This window comes from Pseudomonas sp. P108 (genome assembly GCF_032613195.1).
Classification (GTDB): domain Bacteria; phylum Pseudomonadota; class Gammaproteobacteria; order Pseudomonadales; family Pseudomonadaceae; genus Aquipseudomonas.
This window is the reverse complement of record NZ_CP126691.1, coordinates 5,089,593-5,103,971: the sequence shown is the minus strand read 5'-3', so window position 1 is coordinate 5,103,971 and position 14,379 is coordinate 5,089,593. Positions and strand designations below refer to the sequence as shown.

Annotated in this window: 14 protein-coding genes and 1 pseudogene; 10 read left to right on the top strand and 5 right to left on the bottom strand. The window is 58.4% G+C overall.

Features of this window, described 5'->3' with window-relative positions:
• The first annotated feature begins 15 nt into the window (after nt 1-15).
• The 5 genes and pseudogenes from QOM10_RS22475 (at nt 16) to QOM10_RS31375 (ending at nt 4,423) form a co-directional block, all read left to right on the top strand.
• Entirely contained in the window at nt 16-807 is a 792-nt protein-coding gene (locus QOM10_RS22475) for a phosphate/phosphite/phosphonate ABC transporter substrate-binding protein (RefSeq protein WP_316916963.1), read from the top strand.
• Between the two features lie 190 nt (nt 808-997).
• Entirely contained in the window at nt 998-1,525 is a 528-nt protein-coding gene (locus QOM10_RS22470) for a sigma-70 family RNA polymerase sigma factor (RefSeq protein WP_127929479.1), read from the top strand.
• Complete coding sequence (locus tag QOM10_RS22465; RefSeq protein WP_150750334.1) at nt 1,522-2,535, top strand: ABC transporter substrate-binding protein; 1,014 nt, start codon at nt 1,522-1,524, stop codon at nt 2,533-2,535. Before QOM10_RS22470 ends, QOM10_RS22465 begins: the two co-directional genes overlap by 4 nt.
• A gap of 568 nt (nt 2,536-3,103) precedes the next feature.
• Nucleotides 3,104-3,880, top strand: a pseudogene (locus QOM10_RS31380) (PAS domain-containing protein); the annotation flags it as partial.
• Between the two features lie 3 nt (nt 3,881-3,883).
• Nucleotides 3,884-4,423 (top strand): methyl-accepting chemotaxis protein, encoded by a 540-nt coding sequence (locus tag QOM10_RS31375; protein ID WP_223259141.1) that lies wholly within the window; start codon nt 3,884-3,886, stop codon nt 4,421-4,423.
• Nucleotides 4,424-4,559: 136 nt separating this feature from the next.
• Here the strand turns inward: QOM10_RS31375 and QOM10_RS22455 are convergent, their stop codons facing one another.
• The 3 genes from QOM10_RS22455 to QOM10_RS22445 form a co-directional block, all read right to left on the bottom strand.
• Nucleotides 4,560-5,105, bottom strand: coding sequence for a hypothetical protein (locus QOM10_RS22455; RefSeq protein ID WP_127929476.1), 546 nt, complete (start codon nt 5,103-5,105; stop codon nt 4,560-4,562).
• A gap of 154 nt (nt 5,106-5,259) precedes the next feature.
• Nucleotides 5,260-6,684: an MFS transporter gene (locus tag QOM10_RS22450; protein ID WP_316916962.1), complete on the bottom strand. Its 1,425-nt coding sequence runs from the start codon at nt 6,682-6,684 to the stop codon at nt 5,260-5,262.
• 125 nt (nt 6,685-6,809) lie between these two features.
• Nucleotides 6,810-7,250 carry a PACE efflux transporter gene (locus tag QOM10_RS22445; protein WP_038362598.1) on the bottom strand — a complete coding sequence of 147 codons (441 nt, stop codon included), beginning with the start codon at nt 7,248-7,250 and terminating at the stop codon, nt 6,810-6,812.
• Between the two features lie 122 nt (nt 7,251-7,372).
• Here QOM10_RS22445 and QOM10_RS22440 point away from each other — a divergent pair, with 122 nt between their 5' ends.
• Nucleotides 7,373-8,245, top strand: coding sequence for a LysR family transcriptional regulator (locus tag QOM10_RS22440; protein ID WP_316916961.1), 873 nt, complete (start codon nt 7,373-7,375; stop codon nt 8,243-8,245).
• Nucleotides 8,246-8,386: 141 nt separating this feature from the next.
• On the opposite strand, the gene QOM10_RS22435 is transcribed toward QOM10_RS22440, so the two are convergent.
• Nucleotides 8,387-9,418 carry a LacI family DNA-binding transcriptional regulator gene (locus QOM10_RS22435; protein WP_016983674.1) on the bottom strand — a complete coding sequence of 344 codons (1,032 nt, stop codon included), beginning with the start codon at nt 9,416-9,418 and terminating at the stop codon, nt 8,387-8,389.
• A gap of 215 nt (nt 9,419-9,633) precedes the next feature.
• Between QOM10_RS22435 and QOM10_RS22430 the strand changes: the two genes are divergently transcribed.
• Together QOM10_RS22430 and QOM10_RS22425 are read left to right on the top strand one after the other, a co-directional pair.
• Nucleotides 9,634-10,167: a gluconokinase gene (locus QOM10_RS22430; protein WP_007917804.1), complete on the top strand. Its 534-nt coding sequence runs from the start codon at nt 9,634-9,636 to the stop codon at nt 10,165-10,167.
• Nucleotides 10,168-10,249: 82 nt separating this feature from the next.
• On the top strand, nt 10,250-11,605 hold the full coding sequence (locus tag QOM10_RS22425) for a GntP family permease (protein WP_038362591.1): 1,356 nt from the start codon (nt 10,250-10,252) through the stop codon (nt 11,603-11,605).
• Nucleotides 11,606-11,693: 88 nt separating this feature from the next.
• On the opposite strand, the gene alaC is transcribed toward QOM10_RS22425, so the two are convergent.
• Nucleotides 11,694-12,911, bottom strand: coding sequence for an alanine transaminase (gene alaC, locus QOM10_RS22420; protein WP_007917802.1), 1,218 nt, complete (start codon nt 12,909-12,911; stop codon nt 11,694-11,696).
• Nucleotides 12,912-13,050: 139 nt separating this feature from the next.
• Between alaC and QOM10_RS22415 the strand changes: the two genes are divergently transcribed.
• Nucleotides 13,051-13,713 (top strand): LysE family translocator, encoded by a 663-nt coding sequence (locus QOM10_RS22415; RefSeq protein ID WP_316916960.1) that lies wholly within the window; start codon nt 13,051-13,053, stop codon nt 13,711-13,713.
• Nucleotides 13,714-13,780: 67 nt separating this feature from the next.
• Nucleotides 13,781-14,275, top strand: a complete 495-nt coding sequence (locus tag QOM10_RS22410) for a GyrI-like domain-containing protein (protein WP_122598741.1) — start codon at nt 13,781-13,783, stop codon at nt 14,273-14,275.
• The last annotated feature ends 104 nt before the right edge of the window (nt 14,276-14,379 follow it).

The window sequence follows — 14,379 nt, the reverse complement described above, 5'->3', positions numbered from 1 at the left end:
GCCGGGAAAAAATGTATGACCCAACACCACACCGAACTCCTGATGTACGTCGCCCCCGAGCCAATCCGCGCGGCGAATGAGCGCTGGATTGCGCGCATTCTCGAACGCTTGGGGCGGTCGCGGCTTGATGCGCAAAAGCTTTCTCTACCCGAGCTCTGGCTGTCACCGGATCTGCTGCTCACGCAAACCTGCGGCTACCCGCTGATGACCGCTTTGCGCGGACAAGTGCGGATCGTCGGACGTCCTCGCTACGAACTGCCTGACGCCAGCGCCGGCAATCATTGCAGCCTGATCCTCGGCCGCGCTGATGACCCACGCAAAACCCTGACGGATTTTCACAACAGTCGGGGGGTGATCAATAGTGAGGACTCCAACAGTGGCATGAACCTGTTGCGTCAGCGCCTGGCGCCGTTGCAGCAAAACGGACAATTCTTTGCCTCGGTCGGCATCAGCGGCGGTCACCGGGAAAGTCTGCGCTGGCTGCAGGAAAACCGCGCCGATCTGGCTGCCATCGACAGCGTCACCTACGCCTGTCTCGCCCGGCATGTGCCTGAAGAAGTCAGCGGCTTGCGGGTGGTCGCGCGCAGTGCATTCAGTCCGACCTTGCCGTTTATTACCATTGGCAGCGCTGCGGATGAGCAGGTTGAGGCATTGCGCCAAGTGATGAATGAAACCCTGCATGAACTCCCTGATGTCGCACAGACCTTGGGGTTACCTGAGGTGCTTGCTGCCAGCGAGAGCGATTATCAGATCCTGCTCGACTATCAGCGTGAAGCTGAAGCATTGGGTTATGGCCGCGTACGCTAAAAGATCGCAGCCTTCGGCAACTCCTACAGGGGATCGGTGCAGGAGCTGTCGAAGGCTGCGATCTTTTGATCTTTTATTCTTAAATAGAATATAAAAATGAAATTTAAATATTATTAAAGAATAAGGCGCCTTGCTACGATCGCGCCACCGGAACACCGGACATTCAGCGACCCCTAACCCAGGAGCCCCTATGTCCGGCGCCGCCATTTCCCATCGTCACACCGTGGACGACCTGTTCCGCGCTCACTATCGCTGGCTCTGTGCCTATCTGCGCCGTCATCTGCATGACGCCGCCAGTATTGAAGATATTGCTTCCGAGACCTTCGTGCAGTTACTTGAAGCACCGACGCTGCGGGCCATTCGCGAACCCCGCGCGTTGCTGACGACCGTCGCCCAACGCCTGCTTTATCAGCGCTGGCGACGCGCAGATCTGGAGCGCGGATATCGCCAGCAGATCGATGTCGATTACGCCGCATCGGCTGAAGAAATCGTCCAGCTATCGCAAACCCTCAACCGCCTCGATCACAGCTTGCAACGCTTGCCCGGCAAGGTTCGCACAGCGTTTCTGCTCGCCCGCATCGACGGCCTGACCTACCCGCAAATTGCTGCCGAGCTGGGCATCTCCCAGCGTTCGGTCAGCGAGTACATGAGCCGTTCCCAAGCGCTATGCGATCGCCATAGCGCCAACCAATTTCTGGAAGACAAGAGGTCTGCATGAGATCGATCAAAACCCTGCTCGGCACGTCGCTGCTGGCCCTCAGCCTTAGCGTCGGCGCTGTCTCGGCGGCGGAGAAAACCGCGCCGATTCACTTCGGTGACATCACTTGGGAAAGCGGCAGTTTCATCACCGAAGTGCTGCGCCTGATCGTTGAGAAAGGCTACGGTTACCCGACCGACACCTTGCCCGGCAGCACGGTCAGCCTGGAGGCCGCGCTGGCGAAAAATGACATTCAGGTGATCGGCGAGGAATGGGCCGGGCGCAGTCCGGCGTGGGTCAAGGCGGCCGCCGAGGGCAAGGTATTTGGTTTGGGAGATACGGTAAAAGGCGCGACTGAAGGCTGGTGGGTGCCGGAGTATGTGATCAAGGGCGACCCTGAACGCGGCATCAAAGCGTTGGCACCCGAGTTGAAATCGGTGGCCGATCTGCCGCGCTACAAAGACGTGTTCCGCGACCCGGAAGATCCGACTCGCGGGCGTTTCCTCAACAGCCCGACCGGTTGGACTTCGGAGATCGTCAACAGTCAGAAGCTCAAGGCCTATGCGCTGAACGACAGCTTCGTGAATTTCCGCACCGGTTCCGGCGCGGCACTGGATGCCGAGGTGGCGTCGTCGATCAAGCGGGGCAAACCGGTGCTGTTCTACTACTGGTCACCGACGCCGCTGCTCGGCCGGTTCAAACTGGTGAAACTGGAAGAACCACCGTTCGATGCCGAAGCCTGGAAGACCCTGGCCGATGCCAACAATCCCAACCCCAAGGGCACCCGTTCGATGCCGGCAAGCCTGGCGATTGGCGTGTCGGCGCCGTTCAAGGCGCAGTATCCGGAGTTGGTGGCGTTCTTCGAGAAAGTCGATTTGCCGATTGATCTGTTGAACCAGACTTTGGCGGGGATGAGTGAAAAACGTTTGCAGCCGAGGTTGGTGGCGGAAGCGTTTTTGCGTGATCAGCCGCAGGTCTGGAAGCCTTGGGTGCCTGTTGAGGTGGCGACCAAGGTGAGCGGAAGTCTGTAAGTCGTTTCTGTTGTTTTTGTAGTGCTTCTTATGGCGCCTTCGCGAGCAGGCTCGCTCCCACATTTTGGAATGCGTTGCTCCTGTGGGAGCGAGCTTGCTCGCGAAAGCGTCTGCCCCGCCAACAATTCTCCTCGCGCTGAACCGTTTCTTGTGCAAAAAGTGCCAGATACTGGCCGACTAGTGGCCTTGCGCAAGGCTTGCCGCTGGCTATGCTTCTCGTAACTAACTATGTCGACCGTCATGTCAAAACATGGCTGATGCACAGGGTTGGTCCGTGAATTCATGCTGCCAGAGTGCGCAACCCGAGGCACCGACACTGAACCAACAAGGAGCGTCGCTTACATGGAAGTTCTTCAACGCGTTAGGGCTGGCCCGCGTGCGGGCTATCAAGAGAAGGATGTCTTGATTAGAGCGTCGCTGCATGGACGCTCCGATTGATCATCATTTATCACCTGACAACTTCCTCCCGTGGAGGAATGCGTGTGCCTGTTCTGTGGAACGTAGTGGTGGATTCTGAAAGACCTGAACTTTCATCAAATCAAAAGAACGCGCGGAAGGTGATACAACCATGTTCAACCTACATCACAAGGCTGACCTGCAGGAAATCGAGCGCTTCAGCTGCGCCTTGACCGAGGCCAACGCCAAGCTGGAAGCGATCAGCCGTTCGATGGCCATGATCGAGTTCAGCCCTGACGGCATCGTTATCGATGCCAATGAAAACTTCTGCAAGACCATGGGCTACAGCGCCGATGAAGTGCGTGGCAAACATCACCGGGTGTTCTGTGAAGAGGTGTTCTACCGCAGTGAGGAATACGCAAAGCTGTGGCGTGACCTGGCCCGTGGTGAACCGATCAGCGGGACTTTTCTGCGTTTGAACAAGGCCGGCAGGGAAGTCTGGCTCGAAGCCAGTTACATGCCGGTGTATGGCCCGGACAAGCAAGTCAGAAGTGTGATCAAAGTGGCGGCGGACATCACCGCGCGGATCAACAAGGAACACGAAGAAGAAAGCATGCTGGCGGCGATTGGTCGCTCCATGGCGGTGATCGAGTTCACTCCGGAAGGCAATGTCATCACCGCCAACGACAACTTCCTCAAGACCATGCAGTACTCGCTCAACGAAATCATCGGCCATCACCACAGCATGTTCTGTCATCGCAGTGAAGCGGAATCCTCGCAGTACAAGGCATTCTGGGCTTCGCTCAACCGCGGCGAATATCACTCACATCGTTTCGAGCGCAAGAACAAGTCCGGGCACATGGTCTATCTGGAAGCGTCGTATAACCCATTGTTCGACGCCAAGGGCCGCCTGTACAAAGTGGTCAAGTTCGCGAGCGACATCACCCATCAGATGACCACTTTGCAGAACGCTGCCGAATCGGCCCACAGCACCTCGGTACAAAACGATGCCTGCGCGCAAAAAGGCTCACAAGTCGTGCAGCAAACCGTGCAGATCATTCAGGACATCTCCCGCGACCTCAACGAAGCTGCCGTCAGCATCGATGCGGTGAGCAAGCAATCGGACATCATCGGCACCATCGTTCAGACCATTCGCGGGATTGCCGACCAGACCAACCTGCTGGCGCTCAACGCTGCGATTGAAGCGGCGCGGGCCGGGGAGCACGGGCGCGGATTTGCGGTAGTGGCGGATGAGGTGCGTAGCCTCGCGGCGCGGACCAGTCAGGCGACCCTGGAAATTGTCGACGTGGTACGCAAGAACCATGACCTGTCGCTGAGTGCGGTGTCGAGTATGCAATCAAGTCTGAGCCGCACTGGGCTCGGGGTTGAGCTGGCGAACGAGGCGGGGGAGGTGATTCTGGAGATTCAGCAGGGATCGCGGCATGTGGTGGATGCGATCAGTCAGTTCAATGAGACCCTGCAACTGAACTGATCTTTCCTGAACACACAAAAAACTGTGGGAGCGAGCCTGCTCGCGAAGGCGGCGCAACATTCAACATCTAAGTTGATTGGTTCACCGCCTTCGCGAGCAAGCTCGCTCCCACATTTGATTTCAGGCGACCTGGAGATCACAGCGCTGCGAGAAACTTGTCCGCCTGCTTGTCGCTGTCCTTCACATCGTTGTCTTTTTCTGCCTGCGCCAACTTCATCTTGTCCTGCAAGCGTTCGGCGATCTCTTTGCCGATGGCCAGTTGTTTCTCCGGCGGCATGGCTTTGATGTCGTCTTCGGTCAGCCCCATGGACTGCAGGATACTGTCGCGCAGACGCTGTTCCGGCGTCTTGCTCATGTAGTCCTTGAACTCGTCGGTGGCAGTTTTTGCCGAGGCGCTGGTGGCGTCGGTCGATTGCAGGTTCACGCGGGTCTTGGCGAACGCTTCGTCGACGTTATCGCTGATGCGTGTGGCTTCGCTGACTTGCTGGGTGGCGATCTGCGTGGCCGAGTCCTGCACCTTGGCGGTGGCTTCGGCGGTTTGCGCCTGGGTCTGGTTTTGCAGGGTCTGCAGCATGGCGCCGTGCAGGCCACCCTGCAGACCGGCGGCAGCGGTAGATGTCGCATCATCATTCAGCGCTTTGGGCAGGTGAATGATTTGCTGTTGTTTGGCACTGATCAACATGATGAGTGGACCTGTAGGTAATTGCTGACTCGCGTACCAAAGCAATTACCGTGCCTTCTGAATAAATTCTTTTATTTCAACAAGTTGATCATCAATCAGGTGTTCGCAGCGGTCATCCCTTGCCGATAAGCGGCAGAGGATGACCGTTGTTCCATCAGCGATGAGCGATGTTTTCCAGCGCCAGATTGCGCGTGCGTGGGCCGAACCAGCCGATGGTCAGCATCACGATGAGCATACTGCTGACGATGAATGCCAACACCCCGGGTGTGCCGAAGTTGTCGAGAAACAGACCGATCAACAAGCTGCTGAACACCGTCGACAAACGACTGAACGAATAGCAGAAGCCCACCGCCCGGGCGCGAATATTGGTCGGGAACAGTTCGCTCTGGTACGAGTGATAACTGAAGCTCAACCAAGCGTTGCAGAAGGTGATCATGACCCCGCAGAAGATCAGCCCTAACGCGCTGGTCTGCAAGGCGAACAAAGTGCCGAAGGTCATCGCGCCGAGGGCCGAGCCGACGATTTGCCATTTGTTCTCGAAACGGTTGGCGAACTTGACGAACAGCAACGGCCCGAGCGGGTAGGCGAGGGTGATGATGAACGCATACATCAAACTGTGGGTGACGCTGACGCCCTGGCCGGAGAGTAACGCCGGCAACCAGTTGCCGAAACCGAAGAACCCGATGGCCTGGAAGATGTGGAAAACGATCAGCATCAATGCGCGACGACGATACGGTGGCTGCCAGATATCGGCGAAGCGACCCTTGCCTTCGACGTCGACCGGTACGGCTTCGGGAACGTCCAGCGGCTTGCCGTGATCTTTCTCGCATCGTGCTTCGATGCCATCGAGAATCCGGTTGGCTTCATCAAAGCGGCCATGCTGCGCGAGCCAGCGCGGCGATTCCGGCAGGCGTTTGCGCAACCACCAGATAAACAGCGCAAACACCGCGCTGGCCAACACCACCCAACGCCAGCCGGACACGCCGAATGGCGCTTGTGGCACCAGCCACCACGACATCAACGCCACCGCCGGCACCGACAGGAACTGCACGAAAAACGCAAAGGCGAACGCCGAACTGCGCATGCGTTTGGGCACCAGTTCCGAGAGGTAGGCGTCGATAGTCACCAGTTCGATACCCAAGCCGATGCCGACCAGAAAGCGCATGCAGATGATGCCCAGCGCCGAGCTCTGAATACCCATCAACACCGTTGCCACCGTGTACCAGACCAGCGCGAAGGTGAAGATCGCGCGGCGGCCGAATCGGTCTGCCAAAGGGCTGAGCAGGCTGGCGCCGAGGAACAGGCCGAGGAATGTCGCCGAAGCAAACGCCGCTTGATCGGAGAAGCCGAACACGCCCTGATTGCCGGTGGCGAAGATGCCGTCGCGGATCAGACCGGGGCTGATGTAGGCGGTCTGGAACAGATCGTAGAGTTCGAAAAATCCACCGATCGACAGCAGCGCCACCAGCCGCCAGATCGTCGCGACCGCCGGAAGACGATCAATGCGGGCGGACACCTGAGCGGCGCGTATCGGGTCGATGCCGTCGCTTTGCGCGGCGGCGGGGGCGTGAGCAGTCATGGGCTGATCCATTTTTTATTGATGGAAAAGCTTAGCCTGCTATCGGAGTTAACGGATTGTGAATATCGGCGGTTTAACCGGCTAAACCGCTGATTTCTCGCAATATCTGCTTACCAATTAACGATTTATGCCGCAGCCGCCGAATCTGGCAACGCCGAGGCCGGCAGTCCGAAGATCCGGTCGAACAGCCAGTTGAAGGCAAACGTGTAGCACGGGATGAAAATGATCAGCGCCAGATCCAGGAGGAAGGCTTGTACCAGACTGATGTTCATCCACCACGCGATCAACGGAATCAGGAACACGATCAGCGTCAGTTGGAAGCCGACGGCGTGGGCGATGCGTCGTTTAACTGTGCGAGTACGTGAAATCTGGCGGCTTTCCCAGTGCTCGAACAACGAGGTGTAAATGAAGTTCCAGGTCACGGCGATGGTGGTGATGATCACTGCCAGCGGCCCGGTGCTGCCCGGGGAGGTGCCGGACAACAGCGCCAGACCGAGGGCGGAGAAGGTCATGCCGATCACTTCGTAGAGCGATACATAGACCAGTTTGCGTTTGACGCCTTGCATGGGGGTTTGCCTCTTTCTTGCCGTTTGTTGGCCAGTGGGACTGGCGAAGACGGCGAAAGATAGCTTCAATGGGGCTGACAGAAAAAGTCAGCTACTTTCAGTTCTATTGATAGGTGTTCAGGGTGAATTTCAACAGCGACAGCATCGAGCTGTTTCTTGCGGTGATCGAGCGCGGCTCGTTTTCGGCGGCGGCTCGAGCGTTAGGTCGGGTGCCTTCCGCCGTCAGCATGGGTATTGGCAACCTCGAGGCCGAGCTCGGTTATCTGCTGTTCGACCGCAGCCATCGCGAACCGCAGCCCACGGCGATGGCGTTGTCGCTGGTACCCCATGCGCGGCTTATTGCCGAGCAGCTCAAGCAGTTGCAAGTGCATGCGGTGGAACTGTCGTTGGGACTGGAGAGCAAGTTGTCGATCGGCGTGGTCGCGGACATCGACCGGCGGCGTTTGCTGGCGGCGATCAAGGTGATCGCCGAGCGTCATCCGCTGCTCGATATCGAAGTGCTCACCGCGCCGCAAGATGACGTGCTGGCGATGCTGCACAGTGGCCGGGTCAGCGTGTGCCTGGCGTTCGCCGGGCTGAGCATGAATGTGCTGGAGCGTTTTCAGTTCGTCGGCAGCGAACGGATGATCGCCACGCTGGCGGCGGACAGTCCGCAGTTACAGGGGCAGGATGTGTTTCTCGAGGATCTGGTGCATATGCGGCAGATCATCGTCGCCAGCCGCGACTTGCCGATCAGTGAGACGCGGCCGTTGGTGGCAGAGTCGTATTGGCGCACCGACAGTCTTGAGACGGCAATGGAAATGGTCGAGGCGGGATTGGGTTGGGGCAATTTTCCGCTGTCGGTGGTGCAGTCGCGGCTGGACAGCGGACGGCTGAAACGGCTGAATTTCCGCAACATCGAAAATGGTTTGGTGATGCCGGTGCACGCGGTGTGGCTCAAGAGCCAGCCATTGCAGAAGGGCGCGCATGCCCTCGTCGAATTGTTGGGCGGTTGATCGTTCCCACGCTCTGCGTGGGAATGCAGCCCGGGACGCTCTGCGTCCCATCAAAAGCCGAACGCGGAGCGTCCGTTGAGGCATTCCCACGCAGAGCGTGGGAACGATCAGTGAAGCCAGCTCCCACAGGGATTTCAGGGGTTATGTGCTTTCACGAATCTTCAGTTCGAAGCCCATGTCTTCCACCGGGCGCGCCACGCTGTTACCGGCCATCAACGTCAACATCTGCTCCGCCGCGCGCCGGCCAATTGCTTCACGCGGGGTGTTGATGCTGCTCAGGCGCGGCACCATGTGCTCGGACATCGGCAAGTCGTTAAAACCGAGAATCGCCACCTGCTCGGGAATCTTGATGCCGTGGCGCAGTGCTTCCAGCAACGCTCCCTGCGCCAAATCGTCGTTACCAAAGAAGATCGCATCAACATCCGGATGCGCCGCGAGCAATTGCATAAACAGTTCCCCGCCCAAGCCCACCGATGAAGAGCGCGGCGTCAGCACTTCCAGATCCGGGTCATAACGCCCGGCCTTCTGCAGCGCTTTGCGAAAACCTTCACCACGCAACAAGGTGCGCTGATCGAGCTGTGCGCCAATGTAAGCCAGACGCTTGCGTCCACGTGAGAGCAAATGCTCAGCCGCCGTTTCACCGGCACTGAGCTGCGAGAAGCCGACGCAATTCACCCCGGCGGCGCTGTCCAGTTCCATCATGTACACGCAGGGAATGTTGCTCGCCTCGATCATCCGCCGCGAACTTTCCGTGCGGTCAAACCCGGTCAGCAAAAATCCACGCGGCTGATAGGCCATGTAGTTGCGCAGCAGGTTTTCTTCTTCATCGCGCGAGTAGTGGAAGTTGCCGATCAGCACTTCGAAGCCTTTGGGCGTGAGCACCCGATGAATGGCTTCCAGCGTATCGATGAACAGCAAGTTGGATAACGAAGGCACCAGAACCACCACCGAATGGCTCTGCGCCGAGGCCAACGCGCGGGCGGCAGGGTTCACTACGTAGTTGAGTTCACTGGCTGCTTTCTGCACTTTTTCCACCAGTTCGGTGGCGACCGTGCTGACCCCACGCAAGGCGCGAGAAGCGGTAATCGGGCTGACACCGGCCAGGCGGGCAACTTCATTCAGGGTAGGACGGCCGGTGGTGCGGGTATTTTTATCGTTTTTAGGGGTGGTCATCGACGGCTTGCCAAACAAAAATCAAGGCACTAAGGTAGCGCTGTCCTGATGCAGCTGTAAATGCGTAAGCGAGGTCCTGCCTGATCTTCGCTTTTTGGTGTTGGGAACAAACCTGCTGCAACCCAAAAAAACGACAAGAAGGCGTCGGCAACTTCTGCCTGTGCACTAGAGTCATAGCTAGCAAAGGTAGCGCTGTCTGCGCGCTGAGGTGTTATATGAGTCATCCCATCACCGCCCTGGTCATCATGGGCGTTGCCGGTTGCGGCAAGACGTGCGTCAGCGAGGCCTTGTGCCAATTGAGCGGCGCCACTGCCATTGAAGGCGATACTTTCCATCCGGCCGCGAACATCGAAAAGATGAGCGCGGGGATCCCCCTGAACGACGACGACCGTGCCGGCTGGCTCGACAGCCTGTGCGATGAACTGCGTCGCGTTGATGCATCGGGCAAACGTCCGGTGCTGACCTGCTCGGCCCTTAAACACAGTTATCGCGAAGTGTTGCGCAGTGCCTTGCCGGGCCTGGGCTTCGTGTTTCTTGAATTGACCCCTGAAGTTGCCGCTGAGCGTGTGTCCCATCGTCCGGGCCACTTCATGCCGGCCACGCTGATCGAAAGCCAGTTCGCCACCCTCGAATCGCCCAAGGGCGAGCCGTTGACCTTGGCCCTGAATGCTTCGATCCACAGCGTTGAAGAACTGGCGTCCCAGGCTCATGTCTGGTGGCAGGCCCACGGTCTGAAGCAGGCGGTATGAGTGTGTTGAAAGAGATAGCGCTGTCCTCCCGACTTCTGTTTAACCCGCTTTAATAACAACAACAATCCAGGAGACACCCCCAATGTTTGGCATGTCCCATGAGACGTTCCTGCTGCTCGATGCAGTGGTCACGGTAATCGGCCTGATTATCCTGATCACCAAATTCAAGATTCACCCGTTCATTTCCCTGACCATCGCCGCCGCGTTCCTCGGCCTGACGTCGGGCATGCCGATCGGCACCATCATCAAGGCGTTCCAGGACGGCTTCGGTGGCGTGCTCGGTTTCGTCGGCATCATCCTTGCGCTGGGCACCATGCTCGGCAAAATGATGGCCGAATCGGGCGGGGCGGATCAGATCGCCCAGACCCTGATCCGGGCGTTCGGTAAAGACAAAGTCCAGTGGGCGATGATGTTCGCCGCGTTCCTGGTGGGCATTCCGCTGTTCTTCGAAATCGGCTTCGTATTGCTGATTCCGCTGGTGTTCATCGTTGCGCGCCGCACTGGCGTGTCGATCATCAAGATCGGTATCCCGCTGCTCGCCGGCCTGTCCGCGGTGCACGGTCTGGTGCCACCGCACCCGGGTCCGCTACTGGCCATTGGCGTGTTCGGCGCTGACATCGGCAAGACCATTCTTTATGGTCTGATCGTTGCGCTGCCGACCGCGATCATTGCTGGTCCGATCTTCGGTACGTTCATCGCCAAGCACATTCCGGGTCACCCGAATCAGGAACTGGTCGATCAACTGGCCCGCGAAAATGACGACTCGACCACGCTGCCGAGCTTCAGCATCACCCTGATCACTGTGCTGCTGCCGGTGTTCCTGATGCTGCTGAAAACCTTCGCTGACGTGGCGCTGCCGGACGGTCACTTCTTCCGTACCTGGATGGACATGATCGGCCACCCGATCTCGGCGCTGCTGCTGGCGTTGCTGCTGTCGCTGTACACCTTCGGGCACAAGCAGGGCATCGGATCCCAGCAGATGCTCAAGTGGCTCGACGCGAGTCTGGCGCCAACCGCCGCGATCATCCTGATCATCGGTGCTGGCGGTGGCTTCAAGCAGATGCTGGTCACCAGCGGTGTGGGCGACGTGATCGGCCACATGGCGGTCAGCGCACAGATTTCGCCGATCCTGTTGGCGTGGCTGGTTGCGGCGGTGATTCGTATCGCGACCGGTTCGGCGACTGTGGCAACCATTACCGGCGCGGGCATTGTGGTGCCGGTGGTGGGGATGATTCCGGGTGTGAACCGTGAGCTGCTGGTGCTGGCTACCGGTGCCGGTTCGTTGATCCTGTCCCACGTGAACGACGCGGGTTTCTGGCTGGTGAAGCAATACTTCAACATGACCGTGGCCGAGACGTTCAAGACCTGGACAGCGATGGAAACCATCCTCTCCATCGTCGCGTTGGGCTTTATCCTGCTGTTGTCGCTGTTCGTGTAAGCGCTTCTTGCAGACACAAAAAAACCGCAGCGATGCGGTTTTTTTGTGGGTGATCGTTCCCACGCTCTGCGTGGGAACGATCAGTGCGTCAGGCAGTGGTTTTCGGGGCCAGGCCATCCGCCCGGAACATCCCGCGAATCCCGCGTACCGCCTGACGAATCCGGTCCTGGTTTTCGATCAGCGCAAAGCGCACATGGTCATCGCCATACTCGCCAAACCCCACCCCCGGCGAGACGCACACCTTGGCCTCGGCCAGCAGTTTTTTGGCGAACTCCAGCGAACCCAGATGCGCGTACTGCTCGGGAATCTTCGCCCAGACATACATCGACGCTTTCGGATTTTCGACCATCCAGCCCAGTTCATGCAGACCTTTGACCAGCACGTTGCGGCGCTGGCGATACTGCTCGGCAATGTCGCGCACGCACTGCTGATCACCTTCCAGCGCAGCAATCGCGGCCACTTGCAGCGGGGTGAAGGTGCCGTAGTCGTGGTAGCTCTTGATCCGCGCCAAGGCGTTGACCAGTTCCGGGTTACCGACCATGAAGCCGATGCGCCAGCCGGCCATGTTGTAGCTCTTGGACAGGGTGAAAAACTCCACCGCGATGTCCTTGGCACCCGGCACCTGCATGATCGACGGGGCTTTCCAGCCGTCGTAGACGATGTCGGCGTACGCCAGATCGTGAATCACCAGCACGTCGTATTGCTTGGCGAGGGCGATCACCCGTTCGAAGAAATCCAGCTCCACACACTGCGCAGTCGGGTTCGACGGGAAGCCGAGGATCATCATTTTTGGCTTCGGGATCGAACCGCGAATGGCCCGTTCCAGCTCATCGAAGAAGTCCACGCCCGGCACCAGCGGCACCGAACGCACCTGGGCGCCGGCAATCACCGCACCGTAAATGTGAATCGGGTAGCTCGGGTTGGGCACCAAAACAGTGTCGCCCTGATCCAGGGTCGCCAGCATCAGATGCGCCAGGCCTTCCTTGGAACCGATGGTGACAATGGCTTCGCTTTCCGGGTCGATATCGACTTCGTAGCGTTGCTTGTACCAGTTGGAAATCGCCCGGCGCAGGCGCGGAATGCCCTTGGACGTCGAGTAACCGTGGGTGTCTTCGCGTTGGGCAACCTGGACGAGTTTTTCGACAATGTGCGGCGGCGTGGCGCCGTCGGGGTTGCCCATGCTCAAGTCGATGATGTCTTCACCACGACGCCGCGCGGCCATCTTCAGCTCGGCGGTGATGTTGAAAACGTAAGGGGGGAGTCGATCTATGCGCGCAAAGCGGCGCGGCGAACCTTGTTCAGCCATTGTTGCCTCGGATAACGTAAGCGCCCGGAACCGTCCGAGCGACGCTGGTCACTGCGGTGACCTGTGGCGGAAGATAAGGTCAGTGATGGCATACTGTCCAGCCCGTTTGTAAACAATTTTGTCCCAAGGAAATCGGTTGATGGAATTCACCAGCGGCTTCTTGCTGAGCCTTTCGCTGTGCCTGGATATCGGCGTGGCCAACATCGCCATGATCACGCTGGCAATGCAGCGCGGTTACTTTCAGGGCTTTGCCCTCGGCCTCGGCACCTGTGTTGGTGACCTGATTTATGCGGTGCTGGCGCTGGCCGGGATGACCGTTTTGCTGCAATACGAAAGCGTGCGTTGGGTGCTGTGGATCGGTGGTTCGGCGCTGTTGATCTACTTTGCGGCGAAGATGATCTACTCGGCGATCCATCACGAAACGCTGCTGGCCGAGACGGCGGAAGTGGGGCAGAACTCCCATCGCAAGGAATTCTTCCGGGGGATTTTTCTCGCCATGTCATCGCCGAGTGCGATTCTCTGGTTTGCAGCGGTTGGCGGTACCTTGATTGCTCGTTCCGGTGGCGGCGGCCCGCTGAGTTCGGCGCTGTTCCTTGGCGGTTTCCTTTGCGCCGGGCTGCTGTGGTCGGCGGGTTTGTGCTTCGCGGCGAGCCACGGCGGCAAACTGCTGGGCGACAAGCTGTTGCGCTATTCCTATATGGCATCTGCAGCGATCTTCTGCTATTTCGCGGTCTACGTGATCGTATCCGGTTATAACGAGTTTGTCGGTTCGGGCGCCGTCGAGCAGTTGCATTCGCTGTAAGCGTGCGAATTGGGTTTGGCTTTCTATACTCCCAGCCGAACCCCTTTTTTGTTCCAGGAGTCGAGTCATGGATGAGCAAACACGCGTCGAAGTGGCTGAACCTCGCTTCGAACATGGACACTTCCTGTTAATTGCAGGCTTTCGCGGTCGATTTACCCAAGACACAGCCAAAGACATTCCGGCGCTGTGGGAAAAGTTCTTGCCGCACCTGGGAAAGATCCAGGGGCAAAAGAACGAAGTGACCTACGGTGTCTGCAGCAACTTCGATGGCAAGGGCGGCTTCGATTACATCGCCGGGGTGGAAATCAGCAAGCTCGATGACCTCGACCAGAAGGTCTACCAGTGGGTGGAAGTGCTGCCCCGGCAATACGCGGTGTTCGAGCACAAGGGACCGCTCGATCAGTTGCCGCAAACCCTGCAATACATCTACAAGACCTGGTTGCCGAGCTCTCATTACGTGGAGCTCAACGCCCCGGAGCTGGAGCGTTACAGCGCCGATTTCAATCCGAAGCTGCACACCGGCAAACTGGAAATCTGTGTGCCGGTCGATACCAAGGCCTGAGCCAACAAGCATGAGGTGGATCAGTGATCCGCCTCATGGTTTTCAACCCCGCTTGCCTTTGCCCAACCGTCGCGCCCGCAACAGGTCGATGCCCAAGGTGATAA

Coding starts and splice junctions, on each gene's coding strand:
- QOM10_RS22475 (WP_316916963.1), top strand. CDS start 16: ATGACCCAACACCACACCGAACTCCTGATGTACGTCGCCCCCGAGCCA.
- QOM10_RS22470 (WP_127929479.1), top strand. CDS start 998: ATGTCCGGCGCCGCCATTTCCCATCGTCACACCGTGGACGACCTGTTC.
- QOM10_RS22465 (WP_150750334.1), top strand. CDS start 1,522: ATGAGATCGATCAAAACCCTGCTCGGCACGTCGCTGCTGGCCCTCAGC.
- QOM10_RS31375 (WP_223259141.1), top strand. CDS start 3,884: ATGACCACTTTGCAGAACGCTGCCGAATCGGCCCACAGCACCTCGGTA.
- QOM10_RS22455 (WP_127929476.1), bottom strand. CDS start 5,105: ATGTTGATCAGTGCCAAACAACAGCAAATCATTCACCTGCCCAAAGCG.
- QOM10_RS22450 (WP_316916962.1), bottom strand. CDS start 6,684: ATGACTGCTCACGCCCCCGCCGCCGCGCAAAGCGACGGCATCGACCCG.
- QOM10_RS22445 (WP_038362598.1), bottom strand. CDS start 7,250: ATGCAAGGCGTCAAACGCAAACTGGTCTATGTATCGCTCTACGAAGTG.
- QOM10_RS22435 (WP_016983674.1), bottom strand. CDS start 9,418: ATGACCACCCCTAAAAACGATAAAAATACCCGCACCACCGGCCGTCCT.
- QOM10_RS22430 (WP_007917804.1), top strand. CDS start 9,634: ATGAGTCATCCCATCACCGCCCTGGTCATCATGGGCGTTGCCGGTTGC.
- QOM10_RS22425 (WP_038362591.1), top strand. CDS start 10,250: ATGTTTGGCATGTCCCATGAGACGTTCCTGCTGCTCGATGCAGTGGTC.
- alaC (WP_007917802.1), bottom strand. CDS start 12,911: ATGGCTGAACAAGGTTCGCCGCGCCGCTTTGCGCGCATAGATCGACTC.
- QOM10_RS22415 (WP_316916960.1), top strand. CDS start 13,051: ATGGAATTCACCAGCGGCTTCTTGCTGAGCCTTTCGCTGTGCCTGGAT.
- QOM10_RS22410 (WP_122598741.1), top strand. CDS start 13,781: ATGGATGAGCAAACACGCGTCGAAGTGGCTGAACCTCGCTTCGAACAT.